General features: G+C 70.2%; 17 protein-coding genes and 1 pseudogene. 15 read left to right on the forward strand and 3 right to left on the reverse strand.

All coding sequences use genetic code 11. The features are described from left to right. The first annotated feature begins 30 nt into the window (after window positions 1-30). The 9 genes from ftsW to ABZZ20_RS12605 all read left to right on the forward strand — a co-directional run bounded on the left by ftsW (window position 31) and on the right by ABZZ20_RS12605 (window position 8,779). Window positions 31-1,428, forward strand: a complete 1,398-nt coding sequence (ftsW, locus tag ABZZ20_RS12565) for a putative lipid II flippase FtsW (protein ID WP_356869380.1) — start codon at window positions 31-33, stop codon at window positions 1,426-1,428. Between the two features lie 6 nt (window positions 1,429-1,434). Next, window positions 1,435-2,529 (forward strand): undecaprenyldiphospho-muramoylpentapeptide beta-N-acetylglucosaminyltransferase, encoded by a 1,095-nt coding sequence (gene murG / locus ABZZ20_RS12570; RefSeq protein ID WP_356869381.1) that lies wholly within the window; start codon window positions 1,435-1,437, stop codon window positions 2,527-2,529. A 148-nt stretch (window positions 2,530-2,677) separates the two neighbouring features. Beyond that, entirely contained in the window at window positions 2,678-3,400 is a 723-nt protein-coding gene (locus ABZZ20_RS12575) for an FtsQ-type POTRA domain-containing protein (RefSeq protein ID WP_356869447.1), read from the forward strand. Between the two features lie 280 nt (window positions 3,401-3,680). Further along, window positions 3,681-4,886, forward strand: a complete 1,206-nt coding sequence (gene ftsZ / locus ABZZ20_RS12580; RefSeq protein ID WP_356869382.1) for a cell division protein FtsZ — start codon at window positions 3,681-3,683, stop codon at window positions 4,884-4,886. Further along, window positions 4,883-5,665, forward strand: coding sequence for a peptidoglycan editing factor PgeF (pgeF, locus tag ABZZ20_RS12585; protein ID WP_356869383.1), 783 nt, complete (start codon window positions 4,883-4,885; stop codon window positions 5,663-5,665). Before ftsZ ends, pgeF begins: the two co-directional genes overlap by 4 nt. Then, window positions 5,662-6,381, forward strand: a complete 720-nt coding sequence (locus tag ABZZ20_RS12590; protein ID WP_356869384.1) for a YggS family pyridoxal phosphate-dependent enzyme — start codon at window positions 5,662-5,664, stop codon at window positions 6,379-6,381. The genes pgeF and ABZZ20_RS12590 overlap by 4 nt, the downstream gene beginning before the upstream one ends. Before the next feature lie 151 nt (window positions 6,382-6,532). Further along, window positions 6,533-7,141, forward strand: a complete 609-nt coding sequence (gene sepF / locus ABZZ20_RS12595; RefSeq protein ID WP_356869385.1) for a cell division protein SepF — start codon at window positions 6,533-6,535, stop codon at window positions 7,139-7,141. A gap of 59 nt (window positions 7,142-7,200) precedes the next feature. After that, window positions 7,201-7,497: a YggT family protein gene (locus ABZZ20_RS12600; RefSeq protein WP_030155988.1), complete on the forward strand. Its 297-nt coding sequence runs from the start codon at window positions 7,201-7,203 to the stop codon at window positions 7,495-7,497. An 82-nt stretch (window positions 7,498-7,579) separates the two neighbouring features. Continuing rightward, window positions 7,580-8,779: a DivIVA domain-containing protein gene (locus ABZZ20_RS12605; protein WP_356869386.1), complete on the forward strand. Its 1,200-nt coding sequence runs from the start codon at window positions 7,580-7,582 to the stop codon at window positions 8,777-8,779. A gap of 211 nt (window positions 8,780-8,990) precedes the next feature. On the opposite strand, the gene ileS is transcribed toward ABZZ20_RS12605, so the two are convergent. Next, window positions 8,991-12,137: an isoleucine--tRNA ligase gene (gene ileS, locus ABZZ20_RS12610; RefSeq protein ID WP_356869387.1), complete on the reverse strand. Its 3,147-nt coding sequence runs from the start codon at window positions 12,135-12,137 to the stop codon at window positions 8,991-8,993. 623 nt (window positions 12,138-12,760) lie between these two features. Between ileS and ABZZ20_RS12615 the strand changes: the two genes are divergently transcribed. The 5 genes and pseudogenes from ABZZ20_RS12615 (at window position 12,761) to ABZZ20_RS12635 (ending at window position 17,219) form a co-directional block, all read left to right on the forward strand. After that, window positions 12,761-13,612, forward strand: coding sequence for a TraR/DksA family transcriptional regulator (locus ABZZ20_RS12615; RefSeq protein ID WP_356869388.1), 852 nt, complete (start codon window positions 12,761-12,763; stop codon window positions 13,610-13,612). Between the two features lie 204 nt (window positions 13,613-13,816). Further along, window positions 13,817-14,377, forward strand: a complete 561-nt coding sequence (lspA, locus tag ABZZ20_RS12620) for a signal peptidase II (RefSeq protein WP_356869389.1) — start codon at window positions 13,817-13,819, stop codon at window positions 14,375-14,377. Window positions 14,378-14,462: 85 nt separating this feature from the next. Next, the gene (locus ABZZ20_RS12625; protein WP_356869390.1) at window positions 14,463-15,404 is read left to right on the forward strand and encodes an RluA family pseudouridine synthase; all 942 of its coding nucleotides are present in this window, start codon (window positions 14,463-14,465) and stop codon (window positions 15,402-15,404) included. A gap of 41 nt (window positions 15,405-15,445) precedes the next feature. Beyond that, a pseudogene (locus tag ABZZ20_RS12630) lies at window positions 15,446-15,529 on the forward strand (GNAT family N-acetyltransferase); the annotation flags it as partial. Window positions 15,530-15,626: 97 nt separating this feature from the next. After that, the gene (locus ABZZ20_RS12635) at window positions 15,627-17,219 is read left to right on the forward strand and encodes a Na+/H+ antiporter (RefSeq protein ID WP_356869391.1); all 1,593 of its coding nucleotides are present in this window, start codon (window positions 15,627-15,629) and stop codon (window positions 17,217-17,219) included. 32 nt (window positions 17,220-17,251) lie between these two features. Here ABZZ20_RS12635 and ABZZ20_RS12640 read toward each other — a convergent pair whose 3' ends face one another. Further along, complete coding sequence (locus ABZZ20_RS12640) at window positions 17,252-18,304, reverse strand: mechanosensitive ion channel domain-containing protein (protein ID WP_356869392.1); 1,053 nt, start codon at window positions 18,302-18,304, stop codon at window positions 17,252-17,254. Between the two features lie 104 nt (window positions 18,305-18,408). After that, window positions 18,409-18,837, reverse strand: coding sequence for an IS200/IS605 family transposase (gene tnpA / locus ABZZ20_RS12645; protein WP_356869393.1), 429 nt, complete (start codon window positions 18,835-18,837; stop codon window positions 18,409-18,411). Window positions 18,838-18,888: 51 nt separating this feature from the next. On the opposite strand from tnpA, the gene ABZZ20_RS12650 reads away from it, so the two are divergent. After that, complete coding sequence (locus ABZZ20_RS12650; protein WP_356869394.1) at window positions 18,889-20,103, forward strand: transposase; 1,215 nt, start codon at window positions 18,889-18,891, stop codon at window positions 20,101-20,103. Window positions 20,104-20,119: the final 16 nt, after the last annotated feature.

A 20,119-nucleotide genomic window follows, 5' to 3' on the forward strand; every position in this document is an offset into this window, starting at 1 on the left:
GCCTCGTACGAGTGGAGGGGAAGGTCACAGATGCCGGCCAAGCAAATGCTGCCCGGGCGGCGGCCGTCCGCCGTGAAGGCCGTCAAGTCCGCCAAGGCCGCGAAAGCGGTCAGGGCGCAGGGCCGCAGACGTCCGGCGGGGGGCGCGAAGCGGCCTGCCGGACGCGGGCCCCTGGACCGGTTCCGGCGTACGCAGCGGCAGTTGCGTAAGGCATGGGACCGTCCCCTCACTGCGTATTACCTGATCTTCGGCAGTTCGATGCTCATCACGGTGCTCGGCCTGGTGATGGTCTACTCGGCTTCGATGATCAAGGCGCTCCAGCTGGGCCTGGGCGACGCGTACTTCTTCAAGAAGCAGTTCCTGGCCGCTCTGATCGGCACCGTTCTGCTGCTGCTCGCCTCCCGGATGCCGGTCAAACTGCACCGGGCCCTGTCCTATCCCGTGCTGGCAGGAACCCTGTTCCTGATGGTCCTGGTGCAGGTGCCCGGGATAGGAGTGGCGATCAACGGCAACCAGAATTGGATCTCCCTTGGTGGTCCGTTCATGCTCCAGCCCAGTGAGTTCGGCAAGCTGGCTCTGATCCTGTGGGGAGCCGACCTGCTGGCCCGCAAGGGCGACAAGGAGCTGCTGAGCCAGTGGAAGCACCTGCTGGTGCCGCTGGTCCCGGTGGCCTTCCTGCTGCTCGGGCTGATCATGCTGGGTGGGGACATGGGCACCGCGATGATCCTCGGAGCCATCCTGTTCGGCCTGCTGTGGCTGGCGGGCGCCCCGACGCGGATGTTCGTGGCGGTGCTGGCCTTCGCGGGTGTGATCGTCGCACTGCTGATCAAGACCAGCCCGCACCGGATGGACCGGCTCGCCTGCATCGGCGCGACGGAACCCGGCAAGAACGACCTGTGCTGGCAGGCCGTGCACGGCATCTATGCCCTCGCATCCGGCGGATGGTTCGGTTCCGGCCTGGGTGCAAGTGTGGAAAAATGGGGGCAACTGCCGGAAGCCCACACGGACTTCATCTTCGCCATCACCGGGGAGGAACTGGGTCTGGCAGGGACGCTGTCGGTGCTCGCCCTGTTCGCGGCTCTAGGCTATGCGGGTATCCGCGTGGCCGGACGCACGGAGGACTCCTTCGTACGCTATGCCGCGGGAGGCGTGACCACCTGGATCACGGCCCAGGCCGTGATCAACATCGGTGCGGTGCTCGGTCTGCTGCCGATCGCCGGAGTCCCGCTCCCGCTGTTCTCGTACGGAGGTTCCGCGCTGCTGCCGACGATGTTCGCGGTCGGACTGCTCATCGCGTTCGCGCGGGAGGAGCCGGCGGCGCGCGCGGCGCTCGCGATGCGCCAGCCGAAGGCAGGTTGGAAGCGGACCGGGCAGAGATGGAAATCGATGAGACGGAGCGTCAAGAGGCGTCCGTCCGGAGAGCGGTGAATTTCGGTGCATGTCGTACTCGCCGGTGGGGGGACCGCCGGCCACATCGAGCCGGCGCTCGCCCTCGCGGACGCCCTGCGCAGGCAGGACCCTTCCGTGGGCATCACCGCCCTCGGCACGGAGCGCGGGCTCGAAACCCGTCTGGTGCCCGAGCGTGGCTATGAGCTGGGGCTGATCCCCGCCGTCCCGCTGCCCCGCAAGCCCACCCCAGAGCTGATCACCGTCCCCGGGCGGCTGCGCGGCACGATCAAGGCCGCCGAGGAGATCCTGGAGCGCACCAAGGCCGACTGCGTCGTCGGCTTCGGCGGCTACGTGGCCCTGCCCGGCTACCTCGCCGCCAAGCGGCTCGGCGTGCCGATCATCGTCCACGAGGCCAACGCTCGGCCGGGACTGGCCAATAAGATCGGCTCCCGCTACGCCTACGCCGTCGCGGTCTCCACCCCCGACAGCAAGCTGCGCGGCGCCCGCTACGTGGGCATCCCGCTGCGCCGCAGCATCTCCACCCTGGACCGGGCCGCGGTCCGCCCGGAGGCGCGCGCCGCGTTCGGTCTGGACCCCAACCTGCCGACCCTGCTGGTCTCCGGCGGCTCGCAGGGCGCCCGCCGCCTCAACGAGACCATCCAGCAGATCGCTCCGACCCTCCAGCGCTCCGGGATCCAGATCCTGCACGCGGTGGGCCCGAAGAACGAACTGCCGCGTGTCGACAACATGCCCGGGATGCCGCCGTATGTGCCGGTACCGTACGTGGACCGGATGGATCTCGCGTACGCCGCCGCCGACATGATGCTGTGCCGTGCGGGCGCGATGACCGTCGCCGAACTCTCCGCCGTCGGGCTGCCCGCCGCCTACGTCCCGCTGCCGATCGGCAACGGCGAACAGCGGCTCAACGCCCAGCCGGTGGTCAAGGCCGGCGGCGGCCTGCTCGTCGACGACGCGGAACTGACGCCCGAGTGGGTGCTCAACCAGGTCCTTCCGGTACTCGCCGACCCGCACCGCCTGTACGAGATGTCCCGCGCCGCCGCCGAGTTCGGCCGGCGGGACGCCGACGAGCTGTTGGTCGCGATGGTGTACGAGGCGATCGCCGCCCACAAGGCCCGCTGACGCGGGGAGCACTGACGCAGGAGGCACAGGAGTGGCCGGAGCGACGACCGCACAGCGAGGCAGTTCCGGGTCCGCCCGGAAGGGCAAGGGTTCCGGCTCTCCCGAGCCGCCCCGGTCGTCGAAGGGATCCGGCCCGCGAGGCCCCGGTCTGCAACGCCTCGTCCGGCGTTTGCTCCGGGGCCCCGTCCTGGTCCCCCTCACGGCAGCCGTGGTCCTCGTCGGGGGCGGGAGCTGGGTGCTCTACGGCTCCTCCTGGCTCCGGGTCGAGAAGGCGACCGCGAGCGGAACGAAGGTGCTGACCCCCGAACAGGTGCTCGCCGCTGCGGAGGTACCCGTCGGCGCCCCGTTGGCGAGCGTGGACACCGACGAGATCGCCGGCCGGGTCCGCAGCCGGCTGCCCCGTGTCGATTCGGTCGACGTGGTGCGCGCCTGGCCGCATGGAATCGGGCTGAAGGTGACGGAGCGCAAACCCGTCCTGCTCATCAAAAAGGACGCCAAGTTCGTCGAAGTGGACGCTTCGGGTGTGCGATTCGACACGGTTGCGAAAGCACCGGCCAGCGTTCCGGTCCTCGAATTGTCCGCAGCACAGTCACCGAGCGGCCGTCGCTTCGACGAGGAGCGGCTGCTGCACGAGGCTGTGGGCATCGCTGGGGACCTCCCAGAGGCGGTCGCGAAGGAGACCGTGCAGGTCAAGGTGGGGTCGTACGACTCGGTCGTACTGGAGTTGACCCGTGGTCGGACGGTGGTGTGGGGGAGCGGAGAGCAGGGCGAGGCGAAGGGGCGCGCCCTGACCGCCCTGTTGAAAGCCGCGCCCAAGGCTGCGCACTTTGATGTGAGCGTCCCCACCGCCCCTGCGGTGTCCGGGAGTTGACGTCGAGTCGAACAGCGACGCACCCTGGTTGGCCACCGATACGGGTGATCACATAGGGTGAAAAGAAAAACGGGAGGTTCGGCGTGTTCGTTGAACACGCGCTACTTGTCGACTTAGTGTCCTGTTCGGGAGAGTCCAAGGAACAGACACATACTTAACCCTAAACTTCAGGGTTAGGGTTCGGGTCGGCGCGTTCGGACCGTCCCATATTTCGGCATCAGTCGTCGCAACGCAGGCCCGCGAGGCGGCGACACGTAACTCGAGGCGAGAGGCCTTCGACGTGGCAGCACCGCAGAACTACCTCGCAGTCATCAAGGTCATCGGTGTCGGCGGCGGTGGTGTCAATGCCATCAACCGAATGATCGAGGTCGGTCTCAAGGGCGTCGAGTTCATCGCCATCAACACGGACGCCCAGGCGCTGTTGATGAGCGACGCCGACGTCAAGCTCGACGTCGGCCGTGAACTCACCCGGGGCCTCGGCGCCGGCGCCAACCCGGCAGTCGGTCGCAAGGCGGCAGAGGACCACCGCGAGGAGATCGAGGAGGTCCTCAAGGGGGCCGACATGGTCTTCGTCACCGCCGGCGAGGGCGGCGGCACCGGCACCGGCGGCGCACCCGTCGTCGCCAACATCGCGCGCTCGCTCGGAGCCCTGACGATCGGTGTGGTCACCCGGCCGTTCACCTTCGAGGGTCGGCGCCGCGCGAACCAGGCGGAGGACGGCATCGCCGAGCTCCGCGAAGAGGTCGACACCCTCATCGTCATCCCCAATGACCGACTGCTGTCCATCTCGGACCGCCAGGTATCGGTCCTGGACGCTTTCAAGTCGGCCGATCAGGTCCTGCTCTCGGGTGTCCAGGGCATCACCGACCTCATCACCACCCCGGGTCTGATCAACCTCGACTTCGCCGACGTCAAGTCCGTGATGTCCGAGGCCGGCTCGGCCCTCATGGGCATCGGCTCGGCCCGTGGCGACGACCGCGCGGTGGCCGCCGCCGAGATGGCGATCTCCTCGCCGCTCCTGGAGGCGTCCATCGACGGCGCCCGTGGCGTGCTGCTCTCCATCTCCGGCGGCTCGGACCTCGGTCTCTTCGAGATCAACGAGGCGGCACAGCTGGTCAGCGAGGCCGCCCACCCCGAGGCGAACATCATCTTCGGCGCCGTCATCGACGACGCGCTCGGCGACGAGGTGCGGGTCACCGTCATCGCGGCCGGGTTCGACGGCGGACAGCCCCCGGCCCGCCGGGACAACGTCATCGGCGCCGCGTCCACCAAGCGCGAGGAGCCGGCTCCGGCGCCGGTCCGCGCGGCCGAGCCGGTGCGTCCGGCCTTCGGCGGACTGGGTACGGTCACCCCGCGCGAGGAGCCCCCGGCCCCGGTCGAGACGGTTCCCGCCCCGGTCGAGTCCCCCGCGCCGCAGGTTCCCACGGCCCGGCCGTACCAGGACAGCCCGGCCGAGGAACTGGATGTTCCGGACTTCTTGAAGTGACGCTGGGGCAGCACATCGAGAGCGGCGCGCATTTCGCCTTCACCGACCGGTGGGGCGGGGTGAGCGCCGTTCCGTACGAGGAGCTCAACCTCGGCGGAGCGGTCGGAGACGACCCCGCCGCCGTTCTCGCGAACCGGGCGATCGCGGCCGGGGCCCTGGGCATCGACCCGACCCGCGTGGTCTGGATGAACCAGGTCCACGGCCGTGACGTGGCCGTGGTCTCCGAGCCCTGGGGCGCCGGCGCCGATCTCCCGGCGGTGGACGCCGTGGTGACCGCCCGGCGGGGGCTCGCCCTCGCGGTGCTCACTGCGGACTGCACACCGGTGCTGCTGGCCGACCCCGTCGCCGGGGTCGCCGCCGCGGCGCACGCCGGGCGCCCCGGACTGGTCGCCGGGGTGGTGCCCGCCGCCGTCGAGGCGATGGTCGCCCTCGGGGCGGAGCCCGGGCGGATCATCGCCCGTACCGGCCCCGCGATCTGCGGGCGCTGCTACGAAGTGCCGGCCGAGATGCGGGACGCGGTCGCCGAGGCGGTACCGGCCGCTCGCGGCGAGACGAGTTGGGGGACGCCGTCCGTCGACGTGGTCGCCGGAGTGCACGCGCAGCTTGCGGAGGCGGGGGTGGTGAACCTGCACCGTTCGCCGGTCTGCACACTGGAGTCGCGGGACCACTTCTCGTACCGCCGCGACCGGGTGACCGGGCGGCTTGCCGGATATGTCTGGTTGGGCGCTGTGCCTTCCCGGGGGGCGACCCCCGGACCCCCGGTAGGAAAGAATCAATGACGGATCGTAAGTCGGAACTCGCGGAGAACCTGGCGCGGGTGGAGGAACGCATCGCGTCCGCGTGCGCGGCTGCGGGGCGGGGGCGGGAGGAGGTGACCCTCATCGTGGTCACCAAGACCTACCCCGCGAGCGACGTACGACTGCTGGCGGACCTGGGGGTCCGTCATGTTGCGGAGAATCGGGACCAGGACGCCGCCCCCAAGGCCGCGGCCTGTGCGGATCTGCCGCTCAGCTGGCACTTCGTGGGCCAGTTGCAGACGAACAAAGTCCGTTCCGTGGCGGGATATGCGCACGTGGTGCAGTCGGTCGACCGGCCGAAGCTCGTCACGGCGCTCTCGGCGGCCGCGCAGGGCGCCGGGCGCGAACTCGGCTGCCTCGTGCAGATCGCCCTCGACGCCGAGTCCGGGGAGCGCGGGTCCCGTGGCGGAGCCGCTCCCGACCAGCTCGCCGAACTCGCGGACCTCGTGGCCGGGGCGCCGGGACTGCGGATCGACGGCGTGATGACGGTGGCACCGCTGGCCGGGCCCTACGCGGGGCGCGAACAGGCCGCTTTCGAGCGGTTGGTGGAATTGTCATCCCGGCTGCGCGTGGACCATCCGGCTGCCACGATGGTGTCGGCCGGGATGAGTGCAGACCTGGAACAGGCCGTTGCGGCCGGTGCGACACATGTACGCGTCGGCACTGCGGTACTCGGCGCGAGACCCCGGCTCGGGTAACGTCGCGAAGAAAGTCGGACCACAGCAGAAAATATGGTCATTCCCGCCGGTGGGCGGACAGACCACGTGGATCGCGGGCAGTTGGTGACTTTGGTGACACAGCGACACACCTGCGACAGGGCGATCCACCACAGAGCGGAGGACTCAGAGAATGGCCGGCGCGATGCGCAAGATGGCGGTCTACCTCGGCCTCGTGGAGGACGACCGGTACGACAACCCGGGGTACGACCCCGACGACGAGTTCGAGCCCGAGCCGGAACCGGAGCGGGATCGCCGGCGCCAGCAGCCCGTGCACCAACCACCCGTAACGGACGAACCGCCGCGAGTCGCGCAGCCTCCGGCGCAACGGGAACCCATCCCATTGCCGGCGGAAAACGGACGTCCTGCGCGAATCGCCCCCGTGGCATCCATCACACCTGAACGCTCGAACCTGGAGAAGAACGCCCCCGTGATCATGCCCAAGGTCGTCTCCGAGCGGGAGCCGTACCGCATCACGACGCTGCACCCCCGGACCTACAACGAGGCCCGTACCATCGGGGAACACTTCCGTGAGGGCACTCCGGTGATCATGAACCTCACGGAGATGGACGACACGGATGCGAAGCGACTTGTCGACTTCGCGGCCGGCCTCGTCTTCGGTCTGCACGGCAGTATTGAACGAGTGACACAGAAGGTGTTCCTGCTGTCGCCTGCTAACGTCGATGTCACGGCGGAGGACAAGGCCCGCATCGCGGAGGGCGGGTTCTTCAACCAAAGCTAGACCGATCCGTCAGACACGGGGCCGGGAACAGGTGAGAGCAGGGGAGAGGGAAGCGCGGGATGGGCGTCGCACTGCAGGTGGTCTACATCGCGCTGATGTGCTTCCTTATCGTGCTGATCTTCCGACTGGTGATGGACTACGTCTTCCAGTTCGCACGTTCATGGACACCCGGCAAGGCGATGGTGGTCGTCCTGGAGGCGACCTACACTGTCACCGACCCACCGCTCAAGCTTCTCCGGCGATTCATCCCGCCGTTGCGTCTCGGGGGCGTGGCACTCGACCTGTCCTTCTTTGTTCTGATGATCATCGTTTACATCCTCATCAGTTTCGTGAGCACCGCTGCGAGAAGCGTGTGAACGATGAGCTTCTCCGCGCGCGCGGGGACAGTCCCGATACGGTCTTGCCGACTGCCGACGACTACGTAGAGGTGAAGAAGACATGCCGCTGACTCCCGAGGACGTGCGGAACAAGCAGTTCACGACCGTCCGCCTCCGAGAAGGCTATGACGAGGACGAGGTCGATGCCTTCCTCGACGAGGTCGAGTCCGAACTGACGCGCCTGCTGCGCGAGAACGAGGACCTGCGCGCCAAGCTGGCCGCCGCCACGCGTGCCGCCGCGCAGAACCAGCAGCAGCAGGGCATGCGCAAGCCGGAACCCCAGGACCAGCGAGGGCCCGGTGCCCCCGTGCCCGCGGCCATATCCGGCCCGCCGGCGCAGCAGGGCCCGCCGCAGATGGGGCCGCCGCAGCTGCCGGGCGGCCAGCCGCAGCTTCCGGCCGGCCCCGGCGGACACGGACCGCAGGGTCCGGGCGGCCCGGGCCCGATGGGCGGCCCCATGCACACCATGGGCGGCCAGCAGCAGATGGGCCAGCAGTCCATGGGTGGCCAGAACCCGCTCGGCCAGATGCAGCCCATGGGGCAGCAGATGCAGCCGATGGGCCAGCAGATGCAGCCCATGGGCCAGCAGATGCAGCAGATGCAGCAGCCGCAGCTCCCGCAGCAGGGCCCCGGTGGAGACAGCGCCGCCCGCGTCCTGTCGCTGGCGCAGCAGACCGCGGACCAGGCGATCGCGGAGGCCCGCTCCGAGGCCAACAAGATCGTCGGCGAGGCGCGCAGCCGCGCCGAGGGCCTGGAGCGGGACGCCCGCGCCAAGGCCGACGCGCTGGAGCGGGACGCCCAGGAGAAGCACCGCGTCGCGATGGGCTCCCTGGAGTCCGCCCGCGCCACGCTGGAGCGCAAGGTCGAGGACCTGCGGGGCTTCGAGCGTGAGTACCGTACGCGTCTGAAGTCCTACCTGGAGTCGCAGCTGCGCCAGCTCGAAACCCAGGCCGACGACTCCCTGGCCCCGCCGCGCAACCCGGCCGGTCCGGCCCTGCCGCCGTCGCCCACGCCGTCGATGGCTCCGGCCGGCGCGATGGGCCACTCGATGGGCAACCCGTCGATGGGCGCACCGTCGCCGATGGGCGGCCCCTCGCCGATGGGTGGCCCGTCCCCGATGGGCGGCCCCTCGTACGGTGGCCAGCAGCAGATGTCTCCCGCCATGACGCAGCCGATGGCTCCGGTGCGGCCGGCTGCGCCGCAGCCGATGCAGGCGCCCTCGCCGATGCGGGGCTTCCTGATCGACGAGGACGACAACTAGGCGCCCGCCGCCTCGGTCGGCAGTCGTTTCACGGGCCGGGCCCGGTTCCCCTTCGGGGGCACCGGGCCCGGCCCGTTCCCATACCCGGGTCCGGGCCGAGCCCGGGTGGGGTGTCCCGCGGACGGAGGGCGAGGAGGGGGAAGGCCGGGGCGGGAGAAACGAAGCGGCCCGCACCTCCCTCGCCGGGAGGTGCGGGCCGCCGGGGCCCGGGTTACGCCTTGCGGAGGCGGAACGTCAGGCCGAGGGGTTCGTCCGTGAACGGGTCGCCGTACGCGGCGTCCGCCTCGCCCGCCGCGAAGTCGGTGGCCAGCACCTCGTCCGCGATCAGCGCCGCGTGGTCCGTCAGGGCCGTCACGACCTCCGGGTCCGCCGAGGACCAGCGCAGGGCGATCCGGTCCGCCACGTCCAGGCCGGAGTTCTTCCGTGCCTCCTGGATCAGGCGGATCGCGTCACGCGCCAGCCCGGCCAGCCGCAGCTCCGGGGTGATCTCCAGGTCGAGGGCGACCGTCGCGCCGGAGTCGGACGCCACCGACCAGCCCTCGCGCGGGGTCTCCGTGATGATGACCTCCTCCGGGGTGAGGGCCACCGACTCGCCGTTCACCTCGACCGTGGCCGTGCCCGAGCGCAGGGCCAGGGACAGCGCCGCCGCGTCGGCCGCGGCCACCGCCTTCGCGACGTCCTGGACGCCCTTGCCGAAGCGCTTGCCCAGCGCCCGGAAGTTCGCCTTCGCCGTCGTGTCCACCAGCGAACCGCCGACCTCCGAGAGGGAGGCCAGGGAGGAGACGTTCAGCTCCTCCGTGATCTGGGACCGGAGCTCGGCAGACAGTGCGTCGAAGCCGGCCGCGCCGACCAGGGCCCGGGAGAGCGGCTGGCGGGTTTTGACGCCCGACTCCGCACGCGTGGCACGGCCCAGCTCCACCAACCGGCGGACCAGCAGCATCTGCTGGGAGAGGACCGGGTCCACCGCCGCGGTGTCCGCCGTGGGCCACGACGACAGGTGGACGGACTCCGGGGCGTCCGGGGTGACCGGGACGATCATGTCCTGCCAGACCCGCTCCGTGATGAACGGGGTCAGCGGGGCCATCAGCCGGGTGACCGTCTCCACGACCTCGTGGAGGGTGCGCAGGGCCGAGGCGTCACCCTGCCAGAAGCGGCGGCGGGAGCGGCGCACGTACCAGTTCGAGAGGTCGTCCACGAAGGAGGACAGGAGCTTGCCGGCGCGCTGGGTGTCGTACGACTCCATCGCGTCCGTGACCTCGGAGGTCAGCGTGTGCAGCTCCGAGAGCAGCCAGCGGTCCAGGACGGTGCGGTCCGCCGGTGCCGGGTCGGCCGCCGACGGGGCCCAGTTCGACGTGCGGGCGTACAGCGCCTGGAAGGCGACCGTGTTCCAGTAGGTCAGGAGCGTCTTGCGGACGACTTCCTGGATCGTGCCGTGGCCCACGCGCCGCGCCGCCCAGGGGGAGCCGCCGGCCGCCATGAACCAGCGCACCGCGTCCGCGCCGTGCTGGTCCATCAGCGGGATGGGCTGGAGGATGTTGCCCAGGTGCTTGGACATCTTGCGGCCGTCCTCGGCGAGGATGTGGCCGAGGCACACCACGTTCTCGTACGACGACTTGTCGAAGACGAGCGTGCCGACCGCCATCAGCGTGTAGAACCACCCACGCGTCTGGTCGATGGCCTCCGAGATGAACTGCGCCGGATAGCGCTTCTCGAAGATCTCCTTGTTCTTGTACGGGTAGCCCCACTGCGCGAACGGCATCGAGCCCGAGTCGTACCAGGCGTCGATGACCTCGGGGACGCGGACGGCTTCGAGCGAGCAGCCCTCGGCCGTGCAGGCGAAGGTGACGTCGTCGATGTACGGGCGGTGCGGGTCCAGGCCGGACTGGTCCCGTCCGGACAGCTCGCTCAGTTCGGCGCGCGAGCCCACGCACGTGAGGTGGTTCTCCTCGCAGCGCCAGATCGGGAGCGGGGTGCCCCAGTAGCGGTTGCGGGACAGCGCCCAGTCGATGTTGTTGTTCAGCCAGTCGCCGAAGCGGCCCTGCTTGACCGACTCGGGGAACCAGTTCGTCTTCTCGTTCTCCCGCAGCATCGCGTCCTTGACGGCGGTGGTGCGGATGTACCAGGACGGCTGCGCGTAGTAGAGGAGCGCGGTGTGGCAGCGCCAGCAGTGCGGGTAGCTGTGCTCGTACGCGATGTGCTTGAAGAGCAGGCCGCGCGCGTCGAGGTCGGCGGTCAGCTTCTCGTCGGCCTTCTTGAAGAAGACGCCGCCGACCAGCGGGACCTCCTCCTCGAAGGTGCCGTCGGGGCGGACCGGGTTCACGACCGGCAGACCGTACGCGCGGCAGACCGCGAGGTCGTCGGCGCCGAAGGCGGGGGACTGGTGGACCAGACCGGTGCCGTCCTCGGTCGTGACGTACTCGGCGTTCACGACGTAGTGGGCCTCGGCGGGGAATTCCACGAGCTCGAAGGGGCGCTGGTAGGTCCAGCGCTCCATCTCCTTGCCGGTGAAGGTCTCGCCGGTGACCTCCCAGCCTTCGCCGAGTGCCTTCTCCAGCAGCGGCTGGGCGACGACCAGCTTCTCCCTGCCGTCGGTCGCCACGACGTAGGTGACCTCGGGGTGGGCCGCCACGGCGGTGTTGGAGACCAGGGTCCAGGGGGTCGTCGTCCAGACCAGCAGCGACGCCTCGCCCGCCAGGGGGCCGGAGGTCAGCGGGAAGCGGACGAAGACCGACGGGTCGACGACCGTCTCGTAGCCCTGGGCCAGCTCGTGGTCGGACAGGCCGGTGCCACAACGCGGGCACCAGGGGGCGACCCGGTGGTCCTGGACCAGCAGGCCCTTGTTGAAGATCTCCTTGAGCGACCACCACACGGACTCGACGTACTCGGGGTCCATGGTCCGGTACGCGTCGTCCAGGTCCACCCAGTAGCCCATGCGGGTCGTGAGCTCGGCGAACGCGTCGGTGTGGCGGGTCACGGACTCGCGGCACTTGGCGTTGAACTCTGCGATGCCGTAGGCCTCGATGTCCTGCTTGCCGTTGAAGCCGAGCTCTTTCTCGACGGCGAGCTCGACGGGCAGGCCGTGGCAGTCCCAGCCGGCCTTGCGGGCCACGTGGTAGCCGCGCATGGTGCGGAACCGGGGGAAGACGTCCTTGAAGACGCGGGCCTCGATGTGGTGCGCGCCGGGCATGCCGTTCGCGGTCGGCGGGCCTTCGTAGAAGACCCACTCGGGGCGTCCCTCGGACTGCTCCAGGGTCTTGGCGAAGGTCTTGTTCTCGCGCCAGAAGTCGAGAACGGCGTGTTCGAGGGCGGGCAGGTCGACCTGGGCGGGGACCGGGCGGTACTGCGGCGGTGTGGTCATGAGGCTGAACTCTTCCTCCGGCGGGGTGTCACTTCCGTCCGGAGGGACGAGAGCGCGAACGGCTCCCGCGGTACCACCCTCCTTGGCCTCCGGACGGGTCCGGCGGCCCCCTCATTGGGGTGCGAAGCCGGTTCTACTTGCCGGTGCGGGCCCCGTGGGGGCCCGTGACGGCTTTCTTCCGGCGGCTCAGGGGTGATCCTTCGCATCGCGCTCGCCCCCGGGCTCTCACCGTCCCCGGGTCGCTCATGGCTGCGTCCGACGCTACTCGTCCCCGTCCGTGCCTTTCGCTGGGCCCAGTGTACGGGGCGGGGGCACGCGCGGCAGAACCGTTTACGGCTGTGGCGGCGCGGCCCCCGGTGGGGTTTGCGGCCGGGCCTTCGGCGGGATCCTCGGCGGGGCGCGGAGCGGTGCACCTGCGGGGTCGCGGGAGTGACCCGAACGGCCTGACGGGCCGGTTCGGGCTCCGGTGTGACGGATGGGGCGGATTACCAAGCTCCCCGCTGGGCACAACGGATGCAGGTCGGCATCGATGGACGCGTGCCCCGTTGCCGCGAGGCCGGAGCCGATTTATCGTTCCGGCACGATGCGCGAGCAAGATCACAGTATGTGAAGGGGCCGCGGCCATGGTGGCGAAAAAGACCGCCGGGAGAACTGCCGAGAAGGCTGTCGAGAAGGCCGCTGGGAAGGCGAAGGCGGCCGAAGGGGCCGCTCCGGCCCGGAAGGCGACCACGAAGTCGGCAGCCGCGGCGGCGGCCACCACGAGGGCGGCCGGGAAGGTGCCCGCCAGGAAGTCGTCGGTCGTGAAGGCCGACGGTAAGGCCTCGGCCAAGAAGACCTCGGCCGTGAACACGACGGCCGTGAAGAAGGCGGCCGCCAAGAAGACGGCCGCCAAGAAGGCGACCGGCGTCAAGAAGACGACCGCGGCCAAAGCGGCCGAGGCCGAGGGGGCGGCGCAGGCCGCGCAACAGACGGGAGCCCGGAAAGTGGTTGCCAAGAAGAGTACCGGCAGGGCCAGGAAGACGGCCGAGGCCGCCACCAGTGGGCTGCCCAAGGTCCGGATCGCGGCGCCCGCGGAGCCCGGCGAACTCGCCGTACGGCCTGGAGAGGACCCTTGGACCCCCGTGGAGGTCGCCGAGGCGCGGGCCGAGCTGGAGGGCGAGGTACTGCGGCTGCGCGCCGAGCTGCACGCGTCCGACGAGGCCATCACGGGCCTCATGCGGGACTCCGGCGACGGCGCGGGCGACGATCAGGCGGACACGGGTACCAAGAACATCACCCGGGAGTCCGAGCTGGCTCTCGCCGCCAACGCCCGCGAGATGCTTCAGCAGACCGAGCGGGCCCTGGAGCGGCTGGACACGGGCACGTACGGGCTCTGCGAGAACTGCGGTCAGCCCATCGGCAAGGCCAGGATGCAGGCCTTCCCGCGGGCGACGCTGTGCGTGGACTGCAAGCAGAAGCAGGAGCGGCGGCACTAGGGTCCCGGCGGCGGTCCCGGCGGGCCGGGACCCCCAGGGCCGGTCCCGGGGCGGGGCGGGTGCGCCCCCCGGGGCCGTACCACCGTGACGGGCCGGGCGGCGCCGCGGGGGGACCCTGACGTACTCTCGTGTTTCGTCAGGGTCCAGGAACCTGGCAGTGCTGTGTCGTCGGCAACCTGGTTCGAGCTACTTCGAGGGACTCACGTGGCAGAGGCGGAGAGCATCATCGGTACGCCGGAGGTCGGGGACGGCGCCCAGCCGGAGTCCGTCGAGCCCAAGGGGCGTCGGCGGATCATCGCGCTGCTCGTCGTCGCACTGCTCGCCTACCTGCTCGACTTCGGCAGCAAGATGCTGGTCGTCGCGAAGCTGGAGCACGAGCCGCCGATCAGGATCGTCGGCGACCTGCTGAAGTTCGAGGCGATCCGCAACCCGGGCGCTGCCTTCGGCTTCGGCGAGGCCTTCACGATCATCTTCACCTGCATCGCGGCCACCGTGATCGTGGTGATCGTGCGGCTGGCCCGCAAGCTGTACAGCCTGCCGTGGGCGATCGCGCTGGGCCTGCTGCTGGGCGGTGCGCTGGGCAATCTCACCGACCGCATCTTCCGTTCCCCGGGCGTCTTCCGGGGGGCCGTCGTCGACTTCATCGCACCCGCCCACTTCGCCGTCTTCAACCTCGCGGACTCGGCGATCGTGTGCGGCGGCATCCTGATCGTGCTGCTGTCGTTCAAGGGCCTCGACCCGGACGGCACGGTCCACAAGGACTGATCGCACGGCGTTCGCGCACGGTTCGCGCACCCGTCGAGCACCGAGCGCGGATCGGCTCCGCCGTCGAGTCCTGCATACTCGACAGGTGAGTACGATTCCCGAGATCCGCACCCTGCCCGTTCCCGATGGCCTCGAAGGCGAGCGCGTCGACGCCGCCATCGCCCGTATGTTCGGTTTTTCCCGGACGAAGGCGGCCGAGCTCGCTGCCGCGGGGAAGGTGTCGGTCGACGGCAGCGTCGTCGGGAAGTCCGAGCGCGTGCACGGCGGCGCCTGGCTCGAAGTCGAGATGCCCGCGCCGCCGCGGCCGGTCGAGATCGTCGCCGAGCCCGTCCCGGGCATGGAGATCATCCACGATGACGACGACGTCGTGGTCATCATGAAGCCGGTGGGCGTCGCCGCCCACCCGAGCCCCGGCTGGACCGGCACCACCGTGATCGGCGGCCTCGCCGCCGCCGGCTACCGCATCTCCACCTCCGGCGCGGCCGAGCGCCAGGGCATCGTGCACCGGCTCGACGTCGGCACGTCCGGCCTGATGGCGGTCGCGAAGTCGGAGCGCGCGTACACCTCGCTGAAGAACCAGTTCCGCGAGCGGGTCGTGGACAAGCGCTACCACGCGCTCGTACAGGGGCACCCGGACCCGATGAGCGGCACCATCGACGCGCCGATCGGCCGTCACCCGAGTGCGGACTACAAGTGGGCCGTGACCCAGGAGGGCAAGCCCTCGGTCACCCACTACGACCTCATCGAGGCCTTCCGCGCCGCGTCGCTGCTGGACATCAAGCTGGAGACCGGACGTACGCACCAGATCCGCGTGCACATGTCCGCCCACCGGCACCCCTGCGTGGGCGACCTGACCTACGGAGCCGATCCGACCGTCGCCAAGCGGCTGGGGCTGACCCGGCAGTGGCTGCACGCGGTCCGCCTCGGCTTCGAGCACCCCTCCGACGGCCAGTGGGTGGAGTTCGAGAGCGGCTACCCGGCCGACCTCCAGCACGCGCTGGACGTGATCCGGGCCGAGAGCGAGTGACCGTCGCCGCGGCCTTCGAGGTCCGGCTCGTCGCCTCCGACGAGCGGCTGGGCTACGAGGCCTACGGCCCGGAGTTCGAGGACGCCGGCATCCCGCACCGCGCCATGCGACGACACCTGCCGTAACCCCGCGGTGCGGCGGGCTGCGGGGCGCAGCCCCGACACGTAGCCGCGGCCCCGCCGTCGTGCGCCGCCGGGCGCAGCGGACTGGCAGGGTGGGGGAGTGGATCAGCTTGCGCTGCTGTTCGTACTGCTGCTGGGCGCCGTGGTCACGGTGCCGCTCGGAGACCGGCTCGGGCTGCCCCCGCCCGTCCTGATGACCCTCGTCGGGGTCGTGATCGCGCTGGTGCCGGTCGTACCGAACGTCGACGTCCCGCCCGAGTACATCCTGCCGCTCGTGCTGCCCCCGCTGCTCTACGCCTCCGTGCAACGCACCTCCTGGCGGCAGTTCACCGCGAACGTCCGTCCCATCCTGCTGCTCGCCGTGGCCCTCGTGTTCGTCACGACCGCTGCGGTCGCCGCCGTCGCGCAGGCCGTCGTACCGGGTCTCCCGCTCGCCGCCGCCGTCGCGCTCGGCGCCCTCGTGGCCCCGCCCGACCCCGTCGCCGCGACGGCCGTCGCCGGATCGCTCGGGTTGCCGCGCCGCCTGGTGTCGATCCTGGAGGGCGAGGGCCTGTTCAACGACGTCACCGCGATCGTGCTCTACCACGTGGCCATCGCCGCCGCCGTCAGCGGCAGTTTCTCCTGGCCGGACGCGCTGGGGGAGTTCGTGCTCTCCGCCGTGGTCGCCGTGGCCGTCGGCCTCGGCCTCGGCTGGGCCACCCGGACGCTCATGGGGCGGCTCGGCGATGCCACGCTGCAGATCGGGCTGACGCTCCTGGTGCCGTTCGTCTCGTACGTGCTGGCCGAGGAGTTCCATGGGTCGGGGGTGCTGGCCGTGCTGACGACGGCCCTGTTCCTCGCGGAGTACGCGACCGACGCGGACGACGTGCTGGGAAGGCTGGCCGGGCACACCTTCTGGGAAGTCGTGGACATGCTGGTCACGGGGGTGGCGTTCGGGCTGATCGGGCTGGAGCTGCACAACGTCTTCGGCATCGCGCGCGGCCGGCCGGGGGAGACGGCGGGGTGGGCGGCGGCCGTGACCGCGGTGGTGGTCGCCGTACGGCTGGTGTGGCTGCTGCCGGCCGGCTGGCTCGCCAAACGGCTGCACAAGCGGCGCGACTACGACGAGGAGATCCCGCTGAGTTGGCGGGAGAGCGTGGTCATGTGGTGGGCCGGGATGCGCGGGGTGGCCTCCGTGGCGCTTGCGCTGGCCGTTCCGTTGAAGGTGGCGGGCGGGGAACCGTTCCCGGCACGGGACGAGATCGTCTTCATCGCCTTCGCCGTGATCATGGTGACGTTGGTGTGCCAGGGGCTGACGTTGCCCTGGCTGGTGCGCAGGCTCGGGGTGGAAGCCGACGTGGACGCCGAGCGGGAGACGGAGCGGCAGTTGGCGATCCGCGCGGCGAAGGCCGCGAAGCGGCGGCTGAGGGAGATCGAGGAGGTGGAGGATCTGGGGGAGGACCTGGTGGAGCAGTTGTACCGGCGGGCGTACGACGTGGGGGCGAGGATCAGCCCCGACATGGTGGACGAGGAGCGCAGGGAGGCGTACGTGAAGCGGGTGGAGCGGATCCGGGTCATCCAGCGGATCCAGCGGGAGATGATGTCGGCCGCGCGGCACGAGGTGCTGGCGGCGCGCAGTGAGCCGGGGGCCGATCCGGAGATCGTGGACCGGGTGCTGAGGCATCTGGACGTCCGCAGCCTGCGCGGCGCCTGACGGGGTCCGATGCGCCCGGTGCGCCGGCGGGGTCAGACCGCGGGAGGCCGGGGGTCGGCCGGTGACGTGGCGATGCGGGGCAGGGCGTACGGGTGGTGGGCGACCAGCCAGGCGATCAGGCGTTCGCGGACCGCGCAGCGGACGGTCCAGATGTCCGTGGCGTCCTTCGCGGTGACCACCGCCCGCACCTGGATCGTGTGCGGGGTCGTGTCGGTGACCGCCAGGGTGCCGGTCCGGCCGTCCCATTCCGGGATCCCTTCCAAGATCCTCTGGAGCTGTTCGCGCAGCAGGTCCAGCGGTGCCCCGTGGTCCAGGTGCCAGAAGACCGTGCCGGTCATCTGCGCGCCGCCGCGCGACCAGTTCTCGTACGGCTTGCTCGTGAAGTACGACACGGGCATCGTGATGCGGCGTTCGTCCCAGGTGCGGACCACCAGGAAAGTCAGGGTGATCTCCTCGACCGTCCCCCACTCCCCGTCCACGACCACCGTGTCACCGATCCGCACGGTGTCGCCGAAGGCGATCTGCAGGCCGGCGAAGAGGTTGCCCAGCGAGGACTGGGCGGCGATGCCCGCCACGATGCCGATGAGGCCCGCCGAGGCCAGCACCGAGGCCCCGACCGCCCGCATCGGGGGGAAGGTGAGCAGCATCGCCGCCGCCGCGACCACGACGACCACCGCCGTGACCACCCGGTGGATCAGGGTCACCTGGGTGCGGACGCGGCGCAGCCGGGCGGCGTCCGGGTGCTGCGCCGCGTAGCGCGCGTACGCGGAGTCGACGATCGCCGTCGCGACGCGCACCAGCAACCAGGCCGCCGAGGCGATCAGTGCGAGGGTCAGGGCGCGGCCCACGGCCCAGGCGTAGTCGGCGGGGATCCCGGCCCGGCGGTAGGAGCCGCGCAGCAGCGTCGTACCCAGGACGAATTGGAAGGGCAGCCGGCAGTGGCGCAGCAGCCCCCACAACGGCGTCTCGCCGTGGCGGGCGTCGGCCCGGCGCAGCAGCAGGTCCAGTAGCCCTCCGGCGAGCAGGGTGACGACCAGGGCGCCGCCGAGGACCGCGAGCGGGCGCAGAACGGTGTCCGTGTCCATCCCTTGATCTTCGCAGGGGATCCCGGCTTTCAGGCGGGGCGGGAGTGCGATCCTCGGCCCGGAGGCGCGGAGCGCCGAAGTTCGTTGCGCCTTCGGGGTGACGATCAGATGGGCCGCTTCTGGTTTTCGATGTACTCCTTGACGATGCTGAGCGGTGCGCCGCCGCAGGACCCCACGAAGTACGAGGGTGCCCAGAACACCGAGCCCATGCCGATCCGGTTGATCCGGCCGGTGTACTCCGCTCGCAGGTAGCGGGAGCTGACGCCCTTGAGGCTGTTGACCAGCTTCGAGAGGGCGATCTTCGGCGGGTAGTGCACGAGGAGGTGCACGTGGTCACCCCCGCCGTTGAACTCCCGCACCTGCGCGCCGAAGCTCCCGCACACGTCCTTCATGATCGCTTCGCAGCGCGTCAGCATCTCGTCGCTGAAGACATCCCGCCGGTACTTGGTGACGAATACCAAGTGTGCGTGCAGGTGGTAGGTGACATGGTTTCCCCGGCGGATATCAGGGTCTGGTTCCCAGCGTGGTGACATACGCCAAGCGTATTATGATCACCGGGCGGACCAAGGAAGGGGGTGGGCCGGATGATCCGTGGGTACAAGTTCCTCATGCGGCCCACCGTGGGCCAGCAGATCGCGCTGGGCGAGATGCTCCGCGATCACTGCTCCCTCTACAACGGCGCGTTGCAGGAACGCCGTGACGCCTACCGACACGTGTCGAAGACGAGCGTCAAGTACGGGATGCAGTCCGCGCAGCTCAAGGAGATCCGGGCGCTCGACCCGGAGCGTCAGGGCCGGTGGTCGTTCTCCTCTCAGCAGGCAACGCTTCGTCGTCTCGACAAGGCGTTCGCCGCCTTCTTCCGCCGGATCAAGTCCGGTGAGACGCCCGGCTACCCGCGCTTTCGCGGGGTCAGCTGGTTCGACACGGTCGACTTCCCGAAGGACGGCGACGGCTGCCGCTGGGACAGTACGCCGCACGACCCCGCGACCCGCGTCCGCTTCCAGGGTGTCGGGCACGTCAAGGTCAACCAGCACCGTGCGGTGGTCGGCAAGGTCAAGACCGTGTCGCTCAAGCGTGAGGGCGGCAAGTGGTTCCTCGTGCTGACCGCCGAGCAGGAGCAGCCCGAGCCGCTTCCCGCGACGGGCAGTGAGGTCGGGATCGACCTGGGCATCGCCTCGTTCCTGACCACCTCCAACGGCGAGCACATCCCAAACCCGCGCCACGCCCGCAAGGCCGCCAAGAAGCTCGAAGCGGCACAGCAGGCGCTCAGCCGGTTCCCCCGCCGCAAGGCCAAGGACCGCACCCGTAATCATCAGCGCGCCGTGGAGAAGGTCGCGGCCCTGCACGGCAAGGTCCGCCGTCAGCGACTCGACCACGCGCACAAGACCGCGCTGGCCTTGGTGCGCGAGCACGACTTCATCGCGCATGAAGACGTGGGGATCCGCAACATGGTCAAGGCCCCCGCGCTGAAGCCCGACCCCGATCAGCCGGGCACCTTCCTGCCCAACGGGGCCGCCGCCAAGGCCCGGTTGAACCGCTCGATAGCTGAAGCCGGTTGGGGGGTGTTCCTCGCGATCCTGAATGCAAAGGCTGAGAGTGCCGGGCGGGAAGTGATGGCCGTGGACCCCCGCAACACCTCCCGGCAGTGCCCCGAATGCGGGCACACCGCCAAGGAGAACCGGCCCACACAGGAGAAGTTCCACTGCGTTAGCTGCGGCCACCACGCACACGCCGACGCCGTCGGAGCACTCAACGTTCTACGGGCCGGGCTGGTCCGTCGCGACGCCAACCAGGTATAGCGAGAAGCCCCCTCAT

The sequence above is a fragment of the Streptomyces sp. NPDC006430 genome (assembly GCF_040612395.1).
In the GTDB taxonomy this organism is placed as follows: Bacteria; Actinomycetota; Actinomycetes; order Streptomycetales; family Streptomycetaceae; genus Streptomyces.

What these genes read in the sequence shown, in the direction of transcription:
- ftsW (WP_356869380.1), top strand. Translation starts at nt 31, where the DNA reads ATGCCGGCCAAGCAAATGCTGCCCGGGCGGCGGCCGTCCGCCGTGAAG.
- ABZZ20_RS12590 (WP_356869384.1), top strand. Translation starts at nt 5,662, where the DNA reads ATGACGGATCGTAAGTCGGAACTCGCGGAGAACCTGGCGCGGGTGGAG.
- sepF (WP_356869385.1), top strand. Translation starts at nt 6,533, where the DNA reads ATGGCCGGCGCGATGCGCAAGATGGCGGTCTACCTCGGCCTCGTGGAG.
- ABZZ20_RS12600 (WP_030155988.1), top strand. Translation starts at nt 7,201, where the DNA reads ATGGGCGTCGCACTGCAGGTGGTCTACATCGCGCTGATGTGCTTCCTT.
- ABZZ20_RS12605 (WP_356869386.1), top strand. Translation starts at nt 7,580, where the DNA reads ATGCCGCTGACTCCCGAGGACGTGCGGAACAAGCAGTTCACGACCGTC.
- ileS (WP_356869387.1), bottom strand. Translation starts at nt 12,137, where the DNA reads ATGACCACACCGCCGCAGTACCGCCCGGTCCCCGCCCAGGTCGACCTG.
- ABZZ20_RS12615 (WP_356869388.1), top strand. Translation starts at nt 12,761, where the DNA reads ATGGTGGCGAAAAAGACCGCCGGGAGAACTGCCGAGAAGGCTGTCGAG.
- ABZZ20_RS12640 (WP_356869392.1), bottom strand. Translation starts at nt 18,304, where the DNA reads ATGGACACGGACACCGTTCTGCGCCCGCTCGCGGTCCTCGGCGGCGCC.
- tnpA (WP_356869393.1), bottom strand. Translation starts at nt 18,837, where the DNA reads ATGTCACCACGCTGGGAACCAGACCCTGATATCCGCCGGGGAAACCAT.
- ABZZ20_RS12650 (WP_356869394.1), top strand. Translation starts at nt 18,889, where the DNA reads ATGATCCGTGGGTACAAGTTCCTCATGCGGCCCACCGTGGGCCAGCAG.